The following is a 20,098-nucleotide window of genomic DNA, read 5'->3' as shown; positions in this document are numbered from 1 at the left end:
ACCCTCTACCAGGTCGAGGGGCGAGGGTCGGTCCCGTGGAGAGCACCATGCGCAGCATCGGCGAGCTGGCCAGGGCCAGCGGCCTCAGTCCCGGCACCCTGCGGTTCTACGACCGCGCGGGCGTCTTCGTCCCGGCCGCCGTGGACCCGCGCACCGGGTACCGCTGGTACGCGGACGAGCAGCTGCCGGACGCCCGGCTGCTGGCCCGGCTGCGCCGGGTCGGGCTGCCGCTGGCCGGGATCATCCGGGTGCTGACCGGCTCCCCGGCCGAGGCCCGGGCCGAGCTGGACGCGCACCTGCGCCGCCTGGAGGACGGTCTGACCGACGCCCGCCGGGAGCTCTCCACCGTCCGCGCCCTCCTCGACTCCCGGGAGTTCCCCGTGCCGCAGACCCGCCTGACCGTTCCCGCCCCCGCCCTGGCCGCCGCCCTGGACGCGGTGCGCTTCGCCGCCCCGGCCGACGCCGCGCTGCCCGCCGTCGCCGGGATCTTCCTGGACGCCGAGGACGGCGTCCTGCACCTGGTCGCCACCGACCGCTACCGGCTGGCGGTCGCCGACTGCCCGGCCGCGCTGGACGGCCCGCCGGCCTCCGCCCTGCTGCCGACCGCCCTCGCGGACGCGGCCCGGGCCCTGCTGGCCGACGCCGAGGAGGCCGAACTGACCTTCGACGGCGGGCAGTTCACCGTCCGCGCGGCGGGCCGTTCGCTCTCCGGCGAGCGAGGCGGGGCGGACTTCCCGGACTACCGCCGCCTGCTGCGCCTGGAGCCCACCCACCGCGTCACCCTGACCGCCGCCCAGCTGCGGGCCCTGCCCGGGTCCACCGCCGAGGACACCGGCGCCCCGGTGGCCGCCCTGACCGCCACCGCCGCCGACGCCCTCCCGGGCGAGGGCTCCCCCGCCGACCTGCTGGTCCACGTCAACCGCGACTTCCTGCTGGAGGCCGCGGGCAGCGCCGAGCAGCTGGTCCTGGAGCTGGGCGGCCCGATCGCCCCGCTCGCCATCCGCTTCCCGGCCCGCGCCGACACCTTCTCCCTGCTGATGCCGGTCGCCCGCTGAGCGGAACGTCCGGAGCCCGACGCCCGGTGGAACGACGGCGCCGCCCGTCCGGGGAGGAGTTCCTCCCGGACGGGCGGCGCCGTGTCCGCTCGGGCCCCGCTCAGGCCGCGGTCTGCAGCTCCCGCGCCTTCCGCTGCTCGCGCCGCGGGACGGACAGCACCCGGACGTTGTCCTGCGCGGGCGTGAGGTGCTCGCGCAGCCGGACGGCGAGGGCGACGATCAGCAGCGTGCACAGCGCCATCGCGGCGAGGTACAGCGGCCAGGTGCCGGAGCCGACCAGCAGCACGCCGACGGCGGGGCCGACCGCGACGGCGATCTGCTTCACCAGGGCGTACCCGGCGTTGTAGGTGCCCAGCAGCCGGGCGGGCGCCAGGTCCGCGACGATCGGGCCCATGGTGGGGGCGAGCAGCGACTCGCCGACGCCGAACAGCGCGTAGACGGCGACGATCGCCACCGTCGCGGCCATCGCCTCGGTGCGGATCAGCCCGGCGACCACGGCCATGCCCCAGGCGGCCAGCCAGACCGCGCCGGCGGCGGCCATCGCGGTGGTGCGGCGGCGGCGCTCGGTGATCCGGACGACGAACATCTGCAGCAGCACGATGGTCAGCGCGTTGGCGCCGATGGCCAGGCCGAGGGTGGACGGCGCGGTGCCGACGGTGTCGGTGGCGAACGCGGCCACGCCGGACTCGAACTGCCCGTAGCAGGTGAAGAAGATCAGCCCGGCGAGCACGCACAGCCGCAGCATCGCCTTGTCGGCGACCATCGCCCGCAGCCCGCCGCCGCGCTTCGCCGCCGCGCCGGCCGGGGCCGGTTCGACCGCGACCGGGGGCATCTTCGCGGTGCCGGTGACGGCGGCCAGGCCGAGGAAGGTCAGCGCCTCGATGGTGAACAGCCTGGTCAGGCTGGCCGGGTCGGCGGTGTCGACGATCTGGCCGCCGACCAGGGCGCCGATGCCCATGCCGAGGTTGACCAGGGTGAACTGGAGCGCGAAGGCCCGGGAGCGCTCGGTGCGCCCGGTGCAGCGGACGATCATCGTGGCCAGCGCGGGCTGGCAGGTGGTGACGCCGGCGCCGAACAGGAAGGAGGAGAGCAGCAGCCCGGACGTGCTCGCGGCCTGCCCGAAGGCGAACGCGCCGACGGCGGCCATCGCGGTGCCGGCCAGCAGCACCGGGCGCGGCCCGTACCGGTCGATGCCGCGGCCGGTGAACGGCAGCACGGCCAGCGCGGCGAGCGCGAACACGGTGAACACCGCGCCCGCCGCCGCGGCCCCGAGGCCCCGCACCTGGTCCACGTACACGAACATGTACGGCAAGGTGAAGCCGCTGCCGAAAGCGCTGAGCGCGTTGCCGATCTGGACGCGGCGCAGTCGACCGCCCCACTCCTTCACTGGACACCCCTTTTCCACACGTCGGGCCGGGCTCCCCGCCACGGCTTTACTCCGTAAGATTTCAGACCTAAAGTCTTACCAGAGAAAGCTTACGACAGCAAAGGCTTAACAGCTGCACCCTGCGTGGGACAATGACCGCATGAGCGCACGCAGAGCGGAGCCCCAGACCGCCGCCGAGCTCGGCATCGCCGAGCAGGTGGCCCTCTACCAGCGGGAGTTCCCGCTGGTGGACCCGCAGGTGGAGACCATCGTCTCCACCGTCTCCCGGCTCGCCCGCCGGATGAACGTGGCCTACGGCCGCCAGCTGGCCACCCTCGGCATCACCTCCGCCGAGTGGGAGGTGCTCAAGGCCCTGGTGTTCACCGGCGCCCCCTACCAGCTCGGCCCGGGCGAGCTGGCCAAGCGGCTCGGCCTGACCCCGGCCGCGATGACCCACCGGATCGACCGGATGGTCGCCGAGGGCCTGGTCACCCGGGCGCGCGACGAGGCCAACCGGGTCCGGGTGATCATCGAGCTGACCGCCGAGGGCCGCGACAAGTGGCTGGAGCTGATGCGGATGGCCGCCGTCTTCGAGGCCGACCTGCTCCAGGACGTCCCCGGCGGGGCCCGCCCCGAGCTGGCCGCCACCCTGACCCGGATGCTGCGCCGGATCGAGGAGACCCAGCCGGACGCGCTCGGCCGCACCGACGACCTGACCTGCTGACCCGGCACCGGCGGCCGGGACGGCCGGGACGACCGGGACGACCGGGACGACCGGAGCGGGAACGCGAACGAGGGGCGCGGGGAGATCACTCTCCTCGCGCCCCTCGCGGGGTTCAGCTCAGCGGATCAGCCGGCCGACCGGTGGTCAGCAGGCGCCGTTGTCGGTCCAAGCGCCCCACTGGCCGCTCAGGGACGGGTCCTCGTTGGTGGTCCACCACTTGTTGGTGTAGTAGTGGCCCTTCCAGGAGACCTTGGTGCCCGCGGTGGCGTAGACCGCCGAGGCGCTCCAGCTCGGGGCCCCGGAGCAGGTGCCGGTCGAGGCGGAGGCCGACGGGCTGGCCGACTGCGACGGCGAGGCCGACGCGGACGGGCTGGCCGACTTCGAGGGCGAGGCGGACGCGGACGGGCTGGCCGACTGCGAGGCGGAGGCCGAGGCCGACGGGGTGGCCGACTGGGTCGGGGCGGCCGGGCAGGACGCGGCGGAGCCGTTGGTGGCGCTCACGGTCTTGTCGAACAGCGCGGTCTGGGTGCCCAGGTCGTACATCGAGAACATGAACGAGCCGCCGAGGCCGTTGCAGTGCGCGTAGTCGAGCTTGGCCTGGACGGACTGGGCGTTCTCGCCGGACCAGAAGGTGGTGCCGTCGTAGAAGTACGCGGCCTTGGCGGTGTCGTCCCAGTAGGTGTACGCCGGGTTGTCGACGAAGCCGGTCAGCTCCTTGTACATCTTGATGCCGGCGACGCCGCCGGAGTAGGTGCCGCCGGGGGCCGGGGCGGACGCCTTCTGGAACAGGCCGTGGGTGGTGCCGGCGGAGACGCCGGTCCAGCCGCGGTAGTAGAACGGGACGCCGACGTTGATCTTCTTCGCCGGGAAGCCGCCGGGGATGCCGTACTGCGGGTCACCCACGGTGTAGGCCTTGACCGCCGCGTCCACCGAGTACTTGCCGTTGCCGCCCGGGACGGGGGTCATCGGGTCGTTCGGGTTGGTGTAGATCGGGGCCTGGTGGTTGGTCGGGCCCTGGGCCTCCCAACCGCCGTGCATGTCGTACGTCATGATGTCGAGGAACGTCAGGTACTGGCCGATCTTGTCGGTCTCGACGTTCTTGATCTTGTCCTGGCCGGCGCCGACCGCGGCCGCCAGGCCGTAGGTCTTGCCGTCGGTCTTGCCCTGGGCGTCCAGCTGGCTGCGGAACTCGGCGAGCAGCGAGGTGAAGTTCTGCTTGTCGGCCGGCGCGGCGTGGTTGCCGGTGTGGCCGCCGCCGCCCGGGTACTCCCAGTCGAGGTCGAAGCCGTCGAAGACGCCGGCACCGGTGCCCGGGCCGCCGTAGCCGCCCTCGGAGGGCAGGTTGCCCTTGATGAACATGTCGATGCAGGAGGAGACCAGCTTCTTGCGGGAAGCGTCGGTCGCCGAGGCGTCGGAGAAGTACTTGGAGTACGTCCAGCCGCCGATCGAGAGCAGGACCTTGAGGTTCGGGTTCTTCGCCTTCAGCTTCTTGATCTGGTTGAAGTTGCCGACGATCGGCTGGTTCCAGGTGTCGGCCACGCCGTCGACCGAGATGTCGGCGCCGAAGCTCTTCTGGTAGTCGGCGAACGAGTCGCCCGCGCCGTCACCCGCGTTGGGGTCGTCCTCGTTCTGCGACGCGGCCTTGTTCGCCTCGAAACAGGAGAGGGTGGTCGGGTTGATGTTCGCGAAGTCGTAGATGATGTAGTCGAGCTTCCCGGCGGCGCCCGTGTCCTGCATCGTCTTGAGGTAGTACGCGTTCGAGTAGATCGACCACTGGTCGAAGTACGCGACCTTGATGCCGCCGCTGGTGGCCGGGGCGCCGGTCGAGTTGGTCGGCGCGGCCTGGGCGGTGCCGCCGGTCAGCGCCAGGGTGCCGCCGAGCAGCAGGGAGGCCGCGGTGCCGGCCGCGAGCGCGGCCCAGCTCTTCGGCCGCCGCCGCGAGGGCGACTGGGGGGAAACGGAACGAAGCATGGCTGCGTGACTCCTGGTTGTGGGGGTCCCGTCAGGTCCAGGCACGCACCGTGCGAGGTGGGGTCGCACGACCTGGGCATGGCGGGGGAATCGAGCGGTGGCCTGCACGAACACCGGGTGCGGATAAGCCGAACCGGCGCCGGTGGTCTGAACCACCGACGCCGGCCCAGGGGCTCCCTGCACCTGCCAAGTAAAATGGACTAGACCAACTCGACCGTCAAGAGCGGGACCTGACGCTTACGCCACGCTTAAGGTTCGGTGGCCGGTCAGTACCGCAGCGCGTTCGCCACCACGGGCGTCACGCTGCCCTCCAGCGAACGGTTGCTCTCCGCCGTGGCCTGCGCGGACGCCCCGGCCGCCACCTCGGGCACGTTCACCACCACCGCGTCCAGCAGGTTCCCCGACCCGTCGTCGAAGTTGACCTGAATCGTGTACTTGCCGGACTGGGAACCGTGGTTGGTGATCGTCAGCGGGACGGAGAGCTTCCCGTCCGAGCCGGTGGCGGCCTTGCCGAGCGCCACGTCGTCCTTCGCGTCCAGCCCGCCCTTCACGCTCGCCAGCGCCGAGGAGGCGGCGGCCTGCGCGGAGGCGCCCAGCGAGGAGGCGGCCGAGCCGATCGCCGCCGTCGCCGAGGAGGCCGCCGAGGCCACCGCCGACTTGGCGCCCTCCAGCGCCGAGGACGTCGCGGGGGACGGCGAGCCGTCCGAGGAGCAGCCGGACAGCGCCGCGGCGCCCAGCAGGGCGGCGGCCGTCCAGCCGGCGGCGGCCCGGGTCGATCGCTTCTTCATCGGTGCGGATCCCTTCGGTCGTGAGCGGTCGGCGCGGTTCAGGAGAGCCCGGTCCCGTTCTCGCGGGCCGCCTCGTCCGCGGCCCGCGCCTCCCGCCGGCGCACCTCGTCCTGCCGGCGGGCCACCACCACGGCGGCCCCCAGCGCGCTCGCCGCGAACGCCAGCGCGCCGACCCACGGGCGGGCCAGCGCGTGCCCCAGCGCGGCGTCCACCGAGTAGCGGCCCGCGCCGGCCACGCCCAGCGCCGCGCCGCAGGCGCCCAGCAGGGCCGGGTACTCGTAGCCGCCGCCCTGCGCGAAGAAGCCCGCCGGGGCGTGCACCGAGATCGCGCCCGCCATCGTCCCGGCGACGACCGCGCCGGCCGCGGGGGTGGCCAGGCCGAGCACGAGCAGCGCGCCGCCGCCCGCCTCGCCCAGGCCGGCCGCCCGCGCGTTGCGGTCGCCCGGCAGGAAGCCCATGTGCTCCATGGCCTGCGCGGTGCCCTCCGGCCCGGGGCCGCCGAACCAGCCGAACAGCTTCTGCGCCCCGTGCGCGAACAGGACACCCCCGACGGCGGTGCGCAGCGCCAGCAGGCCGAGATCCTTGCGGTGCAGACAGGTCATGTGTTGCCCCAGGGGTGGAAGAGAAGACTTGGGGCCCATCCCAACGCGCGCACCGGCCCCGTTCGACCCGGCGAACCCATCCGGGCGACGCGCACCGCCAGACAGGAGCACCCGATGCCCACCGCACCGAAGCCGTCCGCGTACGTCCTGCACGGCCAGCGGATCACCGACGAGCCCTCGCTCTGGGCCGAGCTCGGCCGCGCCGTGCAGGCCCCCGACGGCTACTACGGCCGCAACCTGGACGCCCTGGCCGACTGCCTGCGCGGCGGCTTCGGCCCCCGGCCGCCGTTCACCCTGGTCTGGGAGGGGTCGACCGCCTCCGCGCAGGCGCTGACCCGCCGGGTGACCGGTCCCGACGAGGAGGAGCGCTCCTACTTCGACGCGGTCCTCGACGTGCTGCGCCAGGGTGGCGTCACCGTCCGGCTGCGCTGACGGCCCATCATGGGCGCATGTCGGCGATCTCCCTGAGCACCGTCTTCGTCACGTTCTTCGCCGTGGTCGGCCCGCCCAAGGTGCTGCTCGCGTTCGCGCAGCTCAGCCAGACCCGGACCCCGGCCGAGCTGCGCAAGCTCACCCTGGCCTCCTCGCTGGTCGCGGCCCTGGTCGGCCTGGTGCTGGCGTACAGCGCGGACTTCACGGCCGCGCTGTTCCACATCTCCGACCAGTCGCTGCAGATCGCCGGCGGGGTGATCTTCTTCATCTACGCGGTGGCCCTGGTCCTGGGCATCCACCTGGGCGGCGGCAAGGACGGCGAGCACCTCGCCAACCCGCTCGCCGACGGCATCCGCGAACTGCTGCTGCCGTACGTGGCCAGCCCGCTGGCGATCACCGCCCTGCTGGTCGAGTCGCTGACCCGGGACACCCTGGGCTGGCACTCCACGGTCGCCGCCATGTACGTGGCGGTGATCGCGGTGGACTGCGCCTGCGTCCTGCTGCTCGGCCCCCTGCTGCGCGCCAGCCGGCGCACCTCCCTGGAGGTGGTGTCCCGCCTGCTCGGCCTCCTGCTGGCGGCGGTCGGCGTGGAGATGGTCCTCTACGGCCTGGAGAGCCTGGGCGTCCACCTCGCCGAACCGAAGAACGGCCACTGACCCCCGGACCCGGGACGATCCCCTTCGCCCGGCCCCGGCACCAGACACCAGCCCGTGACGCGCCGCCCGCCTGCGCCCGCGCGCCGTCAGGCACTCCCCGGGCCGATCCCTCCCCGCCCCCTCCCGGCCTCCCTCCCCGATCCCCCACGCCCACCGCCAGGCGCCCCCGCCCGCGCCCGCGCGCCGTCAGGCACTCCCCGGGCCGATCCCTCCCCGCCCCCTCCCGGCCTCCCTCCCCGATCCCCCACGCCCACCACCAGGCACCCCCGCCCCCACCCGCGCACCGTCAGGCACTCCCCCGGCGGGGCAGCAGCAGGCAGAGCGGGACGGCCAGGGCGGTGAGGGCGGCGGACCAGGTGAAGGCGGTGGTGAAGCCGTCGGCCGGGGTGCCCGTGGCGGTGGTGGCGTGCTGGAGGACGACGATCAGCAGGGCGGTGCCGGCCGAGCCGCCGATCTGCTGGGCGACCCGGGTGATGACGCTGGCGTCGGGGACCTGTCCGCGGTCCAGGCCCAGGTAGCCGGCGCTGCCGAGCGGGACCATCGCCGTGCCCAGGCCGACGCCGCGCAGCAGGAGGGCCGCGCCGAGCAGGAGTCCGTTGTCCGCGCCGAGGGCGAACGGCACGGTGGCCGCCGCGGTCAGGGCGAATCCGCCGAGGGCGACCGGGCGCGGGCCGAGCCGGTCGGTGAGCACGCCGGCCCGGGCGCGGGCCAGCAGGACGCCGACGCCCTGCGGGATCAGCGCCAGTCCGGCACCCAGCGCGTCCTGGCCGCGCACCTGCTGCCAGTACAGCGGCAGCAGCACCATCGCCCCGTACAGCACGACCCCGCCGAGGAAGCCCAGCGCGGACGCCGAGGCCAGCGGGCGGTGGCGCAGCAGTCGCAGGTCGACCAGCGCGCCGGGGCGCCGCAGGGCGCGGACGGTGAACGCGGTGAGCAGGGCGGCTCCGGCGAGCAGCGGGAGGGGCGCGCCGCCGGTGCCGGTCCGGGACAGGCCGTAGAGCAGGGCGGCGGTGCCGGGCGGGAGGAGCAGCAGGCCGACGGTGTCGAGGCGGGGGCGCGGGGCGCCGGGGGCGGGGCGGTCGTCGGGGAGGTTGCGGTGGGCGAGCCAGGCGCCGGCGGCGCAGAACGGGAGGTTGACCAGGAAGAGCCAGCGCCAGTCGCCGAGGTGCAGGATCAGGCCGCCGAGGACGGGGCCGAGGATCGGGCCGAGCGCGGTGGGGAGGGTGACGGCGGCCATCACCCGGCCGAGGCCCCGGCCGCGGGCGGCCTGGATGACCAGGGTGGCCATCAGCGGCATCATGACGCCGCCGCCGACGCCCTGGACGACGCGGGCGCCGATCAGCGCGGGGGCGTTCGGGGCGAGGGCGCAGAGCAGCGAGCCGAGCAGGAAGACGCCGAGGGCGCCGGTCCACAGGCGTCTGCCGCCGAGCCGGGCCTGGGCCCAGCCGGCCAGCGGGATGGTGGTGAAGACGGCCAGCAGGTAGCCGGTGCCGACCCACTGGACGGTGGCGAGCGGGGCGTGCAGGTCGGCGGCGAGGTCGTTCAGGGCGACGCTGGTGATGGTGGTGTCGAAGACCACGGCGAGGGCGCCGACCACGACGGTGGCGGCCAGGCGCCGGACGGCGGGGTCGACGGGTTCGGGCGGGGCGGCGGCGGTGGCCGTCGCGCGGGCGTGCCGGATCACGGCAGGGCCCCCTTAAGATATAGAGTCCTATCTTGCGGTCCCCACCGTAGGGCCCGCGAATAAGATAGGCAACTCTATCTAGAGGTGCGACCGAGACCGAGGAGGAGCGGATGGCCGAACGACGCCGCGGCGCGGCCCTGGAGGCGGCCCTGCTGGACGCGGCCTGGGCGGAGCTCACCGAGACCGGCTACGCCGGCTTCACCGTGGACGCCGTGGTCAAGCGGGCCGGCACCAGCCCGCCCGTCCTCTACCGCCGCTGGCCGGACCGGGACGCGCTGGCCCGGGCCGCCATCGGGCACGTGCTGGAGCGCTCCCGGCTGGCGGTGCCCGACACCGGCAGCCTGCGCGGGGACGTGCTCACCCTGATGCGGGCCATCAACGCCACCCGCTCCGACCTGGTCGCGCTGATGAGCGTCCAACTGGCCGGCTACCACCGGGCGACCGGCACCCCGCCCGCCGAACTCCTCGACGCCACCGGGCCGGACGGCACCGAGGCGCTGTACGAGCGCGCCGTCGCCCGCGGCGAGGCCGACCCGGCGCGGCTCACCCCGCGGATCCGGGCGCTGCCCTTCGACCTGCTCCGGCAGGAGATGCTGACCAGCTCCGCCCCGGTGCCGGACCACGTGCTGGAGGAGATCGTCGACGACGTCCTGCTCCCGCTCGTCACGCTCCGGGGGTGAGCGGCCGCCACGGCACCGGGCTGGACAGGATCATCGAGCTGGTGGGCTGCCCGTAGCCGCCGAGCCGGTCGGTCAGCCGCGCGAAGGAGGGCATGTCCGGCACCCCGACCAGCAGCACGCAGCACGCCCCGCCGGTCACCCGGTGCAGCTGGAACACCTCCGGCCAGCCCGCCACCTCCGGGTCGCGCAGCAGGCAGCGCACCCCGTAGCACTCCACCGTGACCAGCGCCATCACCGCCGCCCCGGCCTTCGCCGGGGCCAGGTGCGCGTGGTAGCCGGTGATCACCCCGTCCGCCTCCAGCCGGCGCACCCGCTCCGCGACGGCCGGCGGGGAGAGGTTCACCCGGCGCGACAGCTCGTTGTACGACAGCCGCGCGTCGGCCTGGAGTTCGGCCAGCAGCAGGCGGTCCACCGCGTCCACGGCGGCTCCTTTGCGTTCGTCAGGCGATCGGGCGGCAGCGCCTTGCGAACGGCAGGCCGGTGCCCCCATCCGGGCTACGACGCCCATTCAAGAGCAGGCCGCCGCGCCGCACAATGGGGGGCGCCCGCCGCGACCCGAGCGGGCGGCACCGAGGAGGTAGCGGCCATGACCGGCCAGACCCACCAGCCCCACCTGCGGTTCGGCCCCGACCAGGAGCCCGGCCCGTCCACCCCCTACGCCCGGTACGTGCGCCTGGCCGAGCTGCACTCCCTCCAGCGGCCGCGCAGCGCCGAGCCCGCCGAGTACGCGTTCATCGTCACCACCCAGGTGATGGAGCTGCTGTTCGACCTGCTGGAGCGCGACTGGGCCGCCGCCCGCACCGCCCTGCACGCCGACGACCTGGACGGCGCGCTGGCCGCGCTGCGCCGCGGACAGCACACCCAGGACGTGCTGACCGGCTCCTGGGACCTGCTGGCCACCATGACGCCCGCCGAGTTCAACTCCTTCCGCCCGGTCCTCGGCGAGGCGTCCGGCTTCCAGTCCTCGGCCTTCCTGCGGCTGGAGTTCCTGCTCGGCAACCGCAGCGAGGGCCTGCTGGAGATGTACCGGGACTCCCCCGCCGAGTACGACGCGCTGTTCGCCGCGCTGCGCACCCCCAGCCTGTACGACGAGGCGCTGGCCGTGCTGGCCCGGCGCGGCCTGGCGATACCCGCCCGGCCGGTCACCGCCCGGCACCGGCACGAGGAGGCGGTCGAGGCCGCCTGGCGGGCGGTCTACACCGACCCCGCGCTGGCCGACCTGGTCCGGCTCGGCGAGGCCCTGCTGGACACCGCCGAACGCGTCACCCGCTGGCGCCAGCGCCACTACTCCGCCGTCAAGCGCACCATGGGCGGCAAGCCCGGCAGCGGCGGCTCCAGCGGCCTCAGCTGGCTCAAGCACGCCGCCGACCAGGACGTCTTCCCCGAACTGTGGGCCGTCCGCAACGACCTCTGAACGCGACCTGCGAACGCGACACCCGATGAACGCGCCCTCCGAGCACCCCCCGGGAGCAACGCCGTGACCCCCACCCGTGAGCAGTGCGCGGCCCGCGACGCCGCCGACCCGCTGCACGCCCTGCGCGCCGAGTTCGCGCTGCCCGACGGGGTGCTCTACCTCGACGGCAACTCGCTCGGCGCGCTGCCCCGCCGCACCCCCGGCCACCTGGCGAAGGTCGTCGAGGGCGAGTGGGGCGGCGGGCTGATCCGGTCCTGGAACGACGCCGGCTGGTTCCACCAGCCCGGACGGCTCGGCGACCGGCTCGGCGCCCACCTGCTCGGCGCCGCCCCCGGGCAGGTGGTGGTCTGCGACTCCACCTCGGTCAACCTGTTCAAGGTGCTCGGCGCGGCCCTGCGGCTGCGCCCCGGCCGCCCGGCGCTGCTCGCCGAGCGGCACGCCTTCCCCACCGACCTGTACATCGCCGACGGCCTGGGCGCGCTGCACCCCGGCACCCGGCCGGTGCTGCTGGACTCCGCCGCCCACCTGGACGCCGCCCTCGACCGGGACACCGCCGTGGTGCTGCTCTCGCACGCCGACTACCGCACCGGCGAACTGCTGGACATGGCGGCCGTCACCGAGCGGATCCACGCCGCCGGGGCGCTCGCCGTCTGGGACCTGTGCCACACCGCGGGCGCGCTGCCGGTCGAACTCGACGCGGCGGGCGTCGACTTCGCCGTCGGCTGCGGCTACAAGTACCTCAACGGCGGCCCCGGCGCACCCGCCTTCCTGTACGCCGCGGCCCGCCACCAGGAGGCCGCCCGGCAGCCGCTGACCGGCTGGTTCGGCCACGCCCGGCAGTTCGACTTCGAGCCCGGCTACCGGCCCGCCGCGGGCGTCACCCGCTTCCTCACCGGCACCCCGCCGATCCTCGGCCTGGCCGCGCTGGAGGCGGCGCTGGAGGTCTGGGAGCTGGCCGACCCGGCCGCCGTCCGCGCCAAGAGCCTCGAACTGACCGACCTGTTCCTGGAGTTGACCGCCGACCTGGACGTCGAGCCGGTCACCCCGCGGGAGCCCGCCCGGCGCGGCAGCCAGGTCGCGCTGCGGCACCCCGACGGCTACGCGGTCGTCCAGGCGCTGATCGCCCGCGGTGTGATCGGCGACTTCCGCGCCCCCGACCTGATGCGCTTCGGCTTCACCCCGCTCTACCTCTCCCGCACCGACGTGCACGACGCCGCGACGGCCCTGCGCGAGGTGCTGGCCGGCGGCGAGTGGCGCGCGGAGCGCTTCGCCCGCCGCGGCGACGTCACCTGACCCTCCGTGCCCGCACGGCGAACGGCCGGGGCCCGCGGGCCCCGGCCGTCCTGGTGCGGCAGCCGCGTCAGCTGTGGCGGCCCCGGCCGCGGCGGGCCAGCGCGATCACGCCGCCGCCCAGGCCCAGCAGCACCGCGGCGGCCCCCGCCGCCGGGCCGACCAGGTCACCGCCGCCGGTGTCCGGCAGCGGCGGCCCCACCGGGGTGGAGGCCGACCCGGTCGGCACCGGCGTGCTCCTCTTCGGCGACGGCGCCGGGCTGGTGCTGGTGCTCGGCGACGGGCTCGGGCTCTCGCTGTCCGACGGGGACGGCGACGGCGACGGGCTGGTCGAGTCGCTCGGCGACGGGCTCGGGCTCGGGCTGGTGCTGTCCGTGGGCGACGGGGACGGGCTGGGGCTCTCGCCGCAGACCGGCAGGTCACCGTTGAACGGGTAGTTGTGGATCTCGGTGCCGGCGCTGCCCTGCTGGAGCAGGTTGCCCGCCAGGTAGACCCGGCCGTTGGTGCCGGGGTTGGAGAGCGTGGTGGTGCCCGCCGGGTTGCCCGCCATGATCGAGCCCTGCCACTGGGCGTCGCCGGTGACCGTCACGCCGGTGGCGGTCGGGAAGTTCCACATCAGGTTCGGCCGCAGGACGGTCAGCGGGTCGTCGGCCGCGCCGGTGCCGCTGTTGGTGTTGACCGTCACGTCGCTGCCGGTCATGTTGACGATCACCGTCGCGCCGGCCGGGACGCCCGCGAACACCAGGGAGCGGCGCCCGCCGTCGGTGCCGATGTTCTGGCCGTAGGTGAACACCTGGCGGGCGCTGGTGCCGTCGCCGGTGAAGGTGACGGTGGTCCCGTCGTCCACCACCGTGCCGGTGGCGGTCTGCCGGGCCATGCAGGCGGAGTGGTCCTCGATGACCGGCGTCAGGCCGCGGAACGCGTCGATCGCGGCCGGGTCCCGGATCGCCTGGCCGTCCGGGGTGATGTCGTAGGCGCCGGTCAGCGTGGTGCCGTACTTGAGGTTGCCCCACAGCGCCTTCGGCGGCTGGACGAAGAAGTCGGTGCCGCCGATGAACAGCCGGCTGGGGTTCGCCTGCGAGGCGTCCACGGCGACCGAGCCGCCCACCGTCACGTGGTCCGAGGCGTTCGGCGGGGTGACCATCGAGCCGACGCCCACCACGCCCATGTTGAAGGCGCCGCCCATCGCCTTGTTGATGTCGAGGTTGCCGACCACCGCGATCTTGCCCTCGGCCTCGGCCGCGTTCTGCCGCACCAGGTAGTCGCCGCCCACGTAGATGTTGAGCGAGGCGTCGGCCCCGTTGAACGGCCCGGTGTGCGGCGGGCCCCAGGTGCTCGGGCAGTCCGGGCCCGAACACGGCCCCAAGGGCGGGGCCAGCTGGTCGGCCTGGCCGACCGAGGCCAGGGTGAGCAGCGGAGCGGCGGCGAGCGCCGCCACCACGGCGAAGCGGAGCAGCGGGTTCTTGCCGCGGACACCGTGTCGCACGGGCACCCCTCTCGTTGACGGATGGGTCAGCAGACAGCAGACACCGGCCAGCAAAGAGGAACCGGCACACCGCTCCCGGACGGGTCGGCCCGGACGCGCCGGACGATCATTCGAACGGACTACTTTGATATTCCGTCAGTGAAGGTGCCAGCCCGGAAAGGGAGAACCGTGCCGAACCCGCCGTTCGCCATGCTCGCCACCACCGCCGAGGTCCTCGCCCGGCCGGACGCCGACGAGCGGCTGCTCACCGCGTTCGAACGCGAGCGGTTGAGGCGGTTTCGGCGCCCCGCCGACCGCGACGACTACCTGGCCGCGCACCTGCTCGTCCGGTACTGCGCCGCCGCCCAGCTCGGCACCGAGCCCGCCGCGATCGCCTTCGGCCAGCGGTGCCCCGGCTGCGGCAGCACCGAGCACGGCCGCCCCCACCTGACCGACCGCCCCGACACGCACCTGAGCCTCTCCCACACCAGCGGCATCATCGCCGCCGCGGCCGGGCCCGTCCCGATCGGCGTCGACGTCGAGCACCTCGGCGCCCGCGGCACCGACCCGGCCACCCTCCGGCACGTCCTCACCGCGGCCGAGAGCGCCCTGGTCCGGAGCCGGCCGGACCCGACCGGGGCCTTCCTGCGCCTGTGGGTCCGCAAGGAGGCGCTGATCAAGCTCGGCCGCGCCTCCCTGGACACCCTCGGCAGCCTCGACCTGTCCCACCTCCCCCTCGACCCGCCGCTCCAGCACCGGGACCAGGACCTCCACTACCTCGAACTGACCACCCCCGACGCCCTGTTCACCGCCGCCGCGACCCTCCCGATCCGGTTGGTGGAGCCGGCCGGGCCCGTCGGCGCGCCCTGACGGCGGCGGCCCGGCGGCGGCCCGCCGGGGGCGGGGGCGGTCGGCGCGGTCCCGGCGGCTTCCCCGAACCCCGGCGGGGAGTCGGCCGGGCGCGGCAGACTGGAGGCATGTGCCGAAGCATCAAGACGCTCCGCCCGCCGATGACCTCCGACGCCACCCCCGAGGACGTGCACGCGGCGGCGCTCCAGTACGTCCGCAAGGTCTCCGGGTTCCGGGCGCCGGCCGCGCACAACCGGGAGGCGTTCGACGCGGCGGTGGCCGCCGTCGCGGCGGCCACCACCCAGTTGCTCGCCTCGATCGAGGTCCGCGGGGTCACGCCCCGTTCGTCGACCCCGGCCGGATGACCATCAGCACCAGGACCACCGCCCAGAGCAGGTTGAACACGCCCGCCGTCATCGGCAGCGTCCGCAACCTGCCGGTGGCGCGGGCCGTTTCGGCGTCCCGGTCCTCGGTCGCGTCCAGCGCGTCCACGGTCGCCTGCTGACCGGGCAGCACCACCAGCAGCAGCACGCCCGCCGCGACGGCCGTCAGCACGATCGACGTGATCAGCCAGGCGTTGCCCAGCACCCCCATCACCTGCGCGGTGCCGATGCCCAGCACCGGGATGCCGAGCCCGATCAGCGCGTACACGTTGCTGATCCGGTGCAGCAGCCGCACCGAGACCTGCGCGCCCGGCTGCTCCGGGCCCGCCGCGAGCGCGGCCCTCGCCTTCCGCGGGAACATGCTCACCGCCACCGCCACCGGACCGATGCACAGCGCCACGACCAGCAGGTGCAGACTCAGCAGGAACTTGGCCATCGCGGGCGCAACCCTTCAACCACGACACGGGGGACGGAACTCCGGTCACGCTAGCAGCGCTTATCCGCCCGCCCGACGGCGGAAAGCCCGCCGGACGGGCGGCCCCACCACAGCGCGTCGGCGCGACGGCGGCGGACTGTTACAGAGCCGGGCGGTGGCCGTTACGCGGTCGGCGGCCGGCCGAGGGGCGGGCTTCCTAGCGTGAGCGTCGTCGACCCGCGGCCGTCCGGCGGCGGGGGACGCGCAAGGGGAGGTTCCCGCATGTCAGGTACCACGTCCATCCGCCGCGCGGTGCGGTTCGCGCTGGCTCCGGCCGTCGCCGTCGGTGTGCTCGCGCTGCCGGGCGCCGTCGCGTTCGCCGACTCCGCCAGCCCGGTGCCCGCCGCCCCGGCTCCCGCCGTCTCGGCCGCGCCGTCCGCCCGGCCGGACGCCGCCGCCACCCCCGTGCCGAGCCCGGCGCCCACCCGGGCCGCGGCCGCGCCCGCCGACGGGGGGAGCCGCGTCCTGCCCAAGGGCGGGGCGCAGACCGGTGAAGGGGCGGGCGGCGGCGGTTCGGCGACCGGGCTCGTGCTCGGGGCCGGGCTGGCGGCGGCCGGTGCGGCGGGGATCGGCCTGCTCGTCGTCCGGCGTCGTGCCGGCGCCCGGGTCTGACGAGGACCGCCGGGGCCGGCGCCACTGGTGGGTGCCGGCCCTGGCGGTCGGGCTGCTGATCGGCGGCGGGGCGACGCTGGTGGCCGCCCGCGGGGCCGACCCCGCGCCGGTGCGGATCGCCGTGGGCGGTCCGGCCGGGACGGCCGCCGTCGCCGCGCCGCCGTCCGGGGCGGCCACGGCCTCCGCGCCGGTCCGGGCCGCGTTCTCGCCGCCGGTGCGGGTGCTGGTGCCCCGGATCGGGGTGGACGCGCCGGTGGAGGGGGTCGGACTCGATCCGGACGGCGCCGTGCAGGTGCCGCCGCTGGACCGGCCGGGGCAGGTCGGCTGGTACCGCAGCGGCCCGGTGCCCGGGCCGGACGAGCCGACCGTGCTGCTCGGGCACTACGACACCCGCAAGGGTCCGGCGGTGTTCCACGGCCTGCCGGGGCTGCGTCCGGGCGACCGGGTCGACGTCCGGCGGGCGGACGGGAGCACGCTCTCCTACCGGGTGCGCGAGCTGCACCAGTACCCCAAGGACGCGTTCCCGACCGAGCTGGTCTACGGCGACGCCCCGGGCCCGCAGCTGCGGCTGGTCACCTGCGGCGGCACGCTCGGCGGCAACGGCCACTACTCCGACAACATCGTGGTCTTCGCCGACCCGCTGCCGCCGTCGCCGTGCCGGGCGCGGGGGCGCGGGGGGGCCGGGGCGGGCCCGGGGGGGGGCGCGGGCCCCCCCGGCGGGGGGGGCCCCCCCCCGGGGCGGGGGGGCGCCCCGCTCCGGTGGTGCAGACTGGCAGCTCCCCCGCCCGACCCCCGAAAGGCGCCGTTCGACGTGAGGACCCGGACCCCCGGCACCGGCCTGTCCAGGTGCCTCCTGCTCGTCCTGCTGGCCGTCGTCGCGGCCACCGGCTGCCGGGCGCCCGGCGCGCTGGAGGACGCCGGGGCGGCCCGGCCGGTCCGGGCCCACCCGAGCCCGCAGCCGCTGTGGCCGGACGCCGCGGCCGGCCCGACGCCCACCCGGCCCGCCGCGGTGGAGCAGCAGAAGCCCGCCCCGCTGCCCGGGCTGGCGCTCGACGCGCTCACCGGGACCGACGCCCGCACCCTGCTCGCCGCGGACCCGGCCCTCGGCCCGCCGGAGCGGACCGCCCTGGCCGCCGGGTGCGCGCACTGCGCGGTCCGCCCCGCCCAGTACCGCGACCTCGACGGGGACGGCCGCCCCGAACTGCTGACCGCCGTGCTGTTCGACGCGGGCCCCGACTCCCCGCGGGCCGTGCTGCACGTCTACGCCCTGCGCGGCCGCGAGGTGCTACCGGTGCTGGCCGTGCCGGCCGCGCCGGACTTCACCGCCGAGACGGTCGGCGCGGACCTGGTGGTGCACGAGCCCACCGGCCCGTTCGCCGAGACCAGCAGCACCTACCGCTGGAACACCGACCGGATGGTCTTCGTCGACCGGCGGATCAAGGTCCTCGGGCCGGGCGTGGACGTCTCCGGCTGCCTGCTGGCGGACGCCTGCGGGCCGCTGGTGGTGCTCGCCCCGACCCCGGCGCCGACGCCCGTCCCCTCCGCGAGCCCCGCCCCGGCCCCCGGCCGGACCGCCGTCCCCCCGCAGGACGGCCCCGCGCAGGACGGCCCGGCCCGGGCCACCCCGGTGCCGGACGGCCCGGCCCGCGACACCGCCCGACCCGCCCCGACGAGGACCCGATGACCACTCCCGTGCCCGGCGCCCCGCGCATCCTGCTGGTCGAGGACGACGAGGTGATCCGCGAGACCACCCAACTCGCCCTGGAGCGCTACGGCTTCCCGGTGGTCACCGCGGCCGACGGCCTGGAGGGCCTGGAGCGTTTCCGGGCCGACCCGCCGGACCTGCTGCTGCTCGACGTGATGCTGCCGCTGCTGGACGGGGTCGGGCTGTGCCGCCGGGTCCGCGAGGAGAGCCGGCTGCCGATCCTGATGATGTCGGCCCGCACCGAGCCGATCGACGTGATCTCCGGCCTGGAGGCGGGCGCCGACGACTACGTGGTCAAGCCGTTCGAGACCGCCGTCCTGGTCGCCCGGATCCGCAGCGTGCTGCGGCGCACTTCCTTCGACCCGGTCGCCCCCGCCGCCCCCGCCGCCTCTCCCGCCACCACCGCCGCCGACCCGGCGCACCCGGTGCGGGTGATCGACGACCTGGAGGTGGACACCGGCGCGATGGAGGTCAAGGTGGCCGGGCGCCCGGTGCCGCTCACCCCGACCGAGCTGCGGCTGCTGCTGGAGTTCACCGCCGCGCCGGGCGTGGTGATGGAGCGCCAGACCCTGCTGGAGCGGGTCTGGGACTACTCCTGGGGCGCCGACAGCCGGGTGGTCGACGTGCACGTCCAGCGGCTCCGGGCGAAGATCGGCGCCGCCCGGATCGAGACCGTCCGGGGCTTCGGTTACAAGCTGCGGCGGACGCCGTGACGCTGCGGCGGCAGATCGCCGCCGTGATCGCGCTGGTCTCCTGCCTGGTCGCGCTCGCGGTGGGGGTCCTGGTCCACCAGGCGTCGGTGCGCCAGCACACCGACCAGGCCCGCACGTCCGCGATGGCCGCGCTCGACTCGGTGCTCACCGGCTACGACGCGACCGGCGAGCTGGTCGCGGGCTGGCACGCCGCCGCCGACGACCCGGCGCTGCCCGCGGACCTGCGCCGGCTCGCCGAGCGCGGCCGGCGGGGCTCGGTGCTCGGCCCCGGCCCGAACGGCCCGGCGCTGTGGGCCGCCGCCGGCGCCGACGGGCGGGTGCTGTCGGTGCGGATGGACTACGCCGGGGACGCCCGGGCGATCGCCGACCTGGACCGCGCCGTGGCGGTCGGCGCCGCGCTGTCCGTGCTGGTCACCGTGCTCGCCGGGGTGCTGGCCGCCGACCGGATCAGCAGCCGGCTGCGCACCGCCGCCCGCACCGCCCGCACCATCGCCGGGGGCGACCCGGACGCCCGGATCGGGCCGCTCGGCCGGCCCCGCGACGAGGTGGCCGAACTGGCCGCCGCGGTCGACTCGATGTCCGCCGCGCTGCGCGGCCGGCTGGCCGGCGAGCAGCGCTTCACCGCCGACGTGGCGCACGAGCTGCGCACCCCGCTGACCGGCCTGCTGACCGCGTCCGAGCTGCTGCCGCCGGGCCGGCCGACCGAGCTGGTCCGCGACCGGGTGCGGGCGCTGCGCGACCTGACCGAGGACCTGCTGGAGGTCTCCCGGCTGGACTCCGGGGCCGACGCCCCGGAGCTGGCCGACCTGCCGCTCGGGCCGCTGCTGACCCGGGTGGTGGCCGCCGCCGGTACCGGGGCCGAGCTGCGGATCGCCGGCGACGCGGTGGTCAGCACCGATCCGCGCCGCCTCGACCGGGTCCTCGTCAACCTGCTGGCCAACGCCCACCGGCACGGCCGCGCCCCGGTCCTGGTCACCGTCGAGGGCGGTGTCGTGACCGTCCGCGACCACGGCCCCGGCTACCCGGAGGAGGTGCTGCGCGAGGGGCCCCGCCGCTTCCGCACCGGGGCCCGCGAGCGCGGCGGCGGCCACGGCCTGGGCCTCACCATCGCCCAGGGCCACGCCGAGGCGATCGGCGCCCGGCTGCGGCTGGCCAACCACCCCGACGGGGGCGCGCTGGCCCGCCTGGTGCTGCCCGGGCCGGGCCGCTGACCGGCCGCCCGACCGGGCCGCCG

General features: G+C 75.7%; 21 protein-coding genes. 13 read left to right on the top strand and 8 right to left on the bottom strand.

What is annotated here, in order from left to right; all coding sequences use genetic code 11:
• Nucleotides 1-35 precede the first annotated feature (35 nt).
• A complete protein-coding gene (locus ACIP60_RS21545; RefSeq protein WP_400686763.1) occupies nucleotides 36-1,055 on the top strand; it encodes a MerR family transcriptional regulator in 1,020 nt (339 codons plus the stop codon).
• A 100-nt stretch (nucleotides 1,056-1,155) separates the two neighbouring features.
• On the opposite strand, the gene ACIP60_RS21540 is transcribed toward ACIP60_RS21545, so the two are convergent.
• Nucleotides 1,156-2,442 carry an MFS transporter gene (locus ACIP60_RS21540; RefSeq protein ID WP_400686762.1) on the bottom strand — a complete coding sequence of 429 codons (1,287 nt, stop codon included), beginning with the start codon at nucleotides 2,440-2,442 and terminating at the stop codon, nucleotides 1,156-1,158.
• Between the two features lie 139 nt (nucleotides 2,443-2,581).
• On the opposite strand from ACIP60_RS21540, the gene ACIP60_RS21535 reads away from it, so the two are divergent.
• Entirely contained in the window at nucleotides 2,582-3,145 is a 564-nt protein-coding gene (locus ACIP60_RS21535) for a MarR family winged helix-turn-helix transcriptional regulator (RefSeq protein WP_100836005.1), read from the top strand.
• A gap of 144 nt (nucleotides 3,146-3,289) precedes the next feature.
• Here ACIP60_RS21535 and ACIP60_RS21530 read toward each other — a convergent pair whose 3' ends face one another.
• The 3 genes from ACIP60_RS21530 to ACIP60_RS21520 all read right to left on the bottom strand — a co-directional run bounded on the left by ACIP60_RS21530 (nucleotide 3,290) and on the right by ACIP60_RS21520 (nucleotide 6,506).
• Nucleotides 3,290-5,116 carry a glycosyl hydrolase family 18 protein gene (locus tag ACIP60_RS21530; protein WP_400686759.1) on the bottom strand — a complete coding sequence of 609 codons (1,827 nt, stop codon included), beginning with the start codon at nucleotides 5,114-5,116 and terminating at the stop codon, nucleotides 3,290-3,292.
• 266 nt (nucleotides 5,117-5,382) lie between these two features.
• A complete protein-coding gene (locus tag ACIP60_RS21525; RefSeq protein WP_400686757.1) occupies nucleotides 5,383-5,904 on the bottom strand; it encodes a hypothetical protein in 522 nt (173 codons plus the stop codon).
• A gap of 38 nt (nucleotides 5,905-5,942) precedes the next feature.
• Nucleotides 5,943-6,506, bottom strand: coding sequence for a DoxX family protein (locus ACIP60_RS21520; protein ID WP_100836008.1), 564 nt, complete (start codon nucleotides 6,504-6,506; stop codon nucleotides 5,943-5,945).
• 114 nt (nucleotides 6,507-6,620) lie between these two features.
• Here ACIP60_RS21520 and ACIP60_RS21515 point away from each other — a divergent pair, with 114 nt between their 5' ends.
• The gene (locus tag ACIP60_RS21515; RefSeq protein ID WP_400686755.1) at nucleotides 6,621-6,938 is read left to right on the top strand and encodes a barstar family protein; all 318 of its coding nucleotides are present in this window, start codon (nucleotides 6,621-6,623) and stop codon (nucleotides 6,936-6,938) included.
• Between the two features lie 17 nt (nucleotides 6,939-6,955).
• Entirely contained in the window at nucleotides 6,956-7,594 is a 639-nt protein-coding gene (locus ACIP60_RS21510) for a MarC family protein (protein WP_400686753.1), read from the top strand.
• A gap of 286 nt (nucleotides 7,595-7,880) precedes the next feature.
• Here the strand turns inward: ACIP60_RS21510 and ACIP60_RS21505 are convergent, their stop codons facing one another.
• Entirely contained in the window at nucleotides 7,881-9,278 is a 1,398-nt protein-coding gene (locus tag ACIP60_RS21505; RefSeq protein ID WP_400686751.1) for an MDR family MFS transporter, read from the bottom strand.
• Nucleotides 9,279-9,388: 110 nt separating this feature from the next.
• Between ACIP60_RS21505 and ACIP60_RS21500 the strand changes: the two genes are divergently transcribed.
• Nucleotides 9,389-9,958, top strand: coding sequence for a TetR/AcrR family transcriptional regulator (locus ACIP60_RS21500; protein ID WP_400686749.1), 570 nt, complete (start codon nucleotides 9,389-9,391; stop codon nucleotides 9,956-9,958).
• Here ACIP60_RS21500 and ACIP60_RS21495 read toward each other — a convergent pair.
• Nucleotides 9,942-10,379 carry an Lrp/AsnC family transcriptional regulator gene (locus tag ACIP60_RS21495; protein ID WP_199846969.1) on the bottom strand — a complete coding sequence of 146 codons (438 nt, stop codon included), beginning with the start codon at nucleotides 10,377-10,379 and terminating at the stop codon, nucleotides 9,942-9,944. The two genes, ACIP60_RS21500 and ACIP60_RS21495, sit on opposite strands and share 17 nt — an antisense overlap.
• Before the next feature lie 165 nt (nucleotides 10,380-10,544).
• Here ACIP60_RS21495 and ACIP60_RS21490 point away from each other — a divergent pair, with 165 nt between their 5' ends.
• Both ACIP60_RS21490 and kynU read left to right on the top strand, forming a co-directional pair.
• Nucleotides 10,545-11,372 (top strand): tryptophan 2,3-dioxygenase, encoded by an 828-nt coding sequence (locus tag ACIP60_RS21490; RefSeq protein WP_400686746.1) that lies wholly within the window; start codon nucleotides 10,545-10,547, stop codon nucleotides 11,370-11,372.
• Between the two features lie 63 nt (nucleotides 11,373-11,435).
• Nucleotides 11,436-12,665 (top strand): kynureninase, encoded by a 1,230-nt coding sequence (gene kynU / locus ACIP60_RS21485; RefSeq protein ID WP_400686744.1) that lies wholly within the window; start codon nucleotides 11,436-11,438, stop codon nucleotides 12,663-12,665.
• Nucleotides 12,666-12,732: 67 nt separating this feature from the next.
• On the opposite strand, the gene ACIP60_RS21480 is transcribed toward kynU, so the two are convergent.
• Nucleotides 12,733-14,148 carry a choice-of-anchor A family protein gene (locus ACIP60_RS21480; protein WP_400686742.1) on the bottom strand — a complete coding sequence of 472 codons (1,416 nt, stop codon included), beginning with the start codon at nucleotides 14,146-14,148 and terminating at the stop codon, nucleotides 12,733-12,735.
• Nucleotides 14,149-14,316: 168 nt separating this feature from the next.
• Here ACIP60_RS21480 and ACIP60_RS21475 point away from each other — a divergent pair, with 168 nt between their 5' ends.
• Both ACIP60_RS21475 and ACIP60_RS21470 read left to right on the top strand, forming a co-directional pair.
• Entirely contained in the window at nucleotides 14,317-14,997 is a 681-nt protein-coding gene (locus tag ACIP60_RS21475) for a 4'-phosphopantetheinyl transferase family protein (RefSeq protein ID WP_400686740.1), read from the top strand.
• Nucleotides 14,998-15,104: 107 nt separating this feature from the next.
• A complete protein-coding gene (locus ACIP60_RS21470) occupies nucleotides 15,105-15,341 on the top strand; it encodes a DUF2277 domain-containing protein (protein ID WP_400686738.1) in 237 nt (78 codons plus the stop codon).
• Here ACIP60_RS21470 and ACIP60_RS21465 read toward each other — a convergent pair.
• Nucleotides 15,310-15,795 carry a hypothetical protein gene (locus ACIP60_RS21465; protein WP_400686736.1) on the bottom strand — a complete coding sequence of 162 codons (486 nt, stop codon included), beginning with the start codon at nucleotides 15,793-15,795 and terminating at the stop codon, nucleotides 15,310-15,312. The two genes, ACIP60_RS21470 and ACIP60_RS21465, sit on opposite strands and share 32 nt — an antisense overlap.
• 261 nt (nucleotides 15,796-16,056) lie before the next feature.
• Here ACIP60_RS21465 and ACIP60_RS21460 point away from each other — a divergent pair, with 261 nt between their 5' ends.
• From ACIP60_RS21460 to ACIP60_RS21445, 4 genes are read left to right on the top strand one after another with little or no spacing between them, the layout of a single operon-like run.
• Nucleotides 16,057-16,446: a sortase-dependent protein gene (locus ACIP60_RS21460; RefSeq protein ID WP_400686734.1), complete on the top strand. Its 390-nt coding sequence runs from the start codon at nucleotides 16,057-16,059 to the stop codon at nucleotides 16,444-16,446.
• A gap of 31 nt (nucleotides 16,447-16,477) precedes the next feature.
• Nucleotides 16,478-18,130 (top strand): class F sortase, encoded by a 1,653-nt coding sequence (locus tag ACIP60_RS21455; RefSeq protein WP_400686732.1) that lies wholly within the window; start codon nucleotides 16,478-16,480, stop codon nucleotides 18,128-18,130.
• The gene (gene cseB, locus ACIP60_RS21450; protein ID WP_400686730.1) at nucleotides 18,127-18,864 is read left to right on the top strand and encodes a two-component system response regulator CseB; all 738 of its coding nucleotides are present in this window, start codon (nucleotides 18,127-18,129) and stop codon (nucleotides 18,862-18,864) included. Before ACIP60_RS21455 ends, cseB begins: the two co-directional genes overlap by 4 nt.
• Nucleotides 18,861-20,075: a sensor histidine kinase gene (locus tag ACIP60_RS21445; protein ID WP_400686728.1), complete on the top strand. Its 1,215-nt coding sequence runs from the start codon at nucleotides 18,861-18,863 to the stop codon at nucleotides 20,073-20,075. The genes cseB and ACIP60_RS21445 overlap by 4 nt, the downstream gene beginning before the upstream one ends.
• Nucleotides 20,076-20,098 lie beyond the last annotated feature (23 nt).

It is taken from the genome of Kitasatospora sp. NPDC088783, assembly GCF_044750705.1.
Taxonomy (GTDB): domain Bacteria; phylum Actinomycetota; class Actinomycetes; order Streptomycetales; family Streptomycetaceae; genus Kitasatospora; species Kitasatospora fiedleri.
Note: the sequence above shows the minus strand (reverse complement) of the source record. Positions and strands in the feature narration are given on the sequence as shown.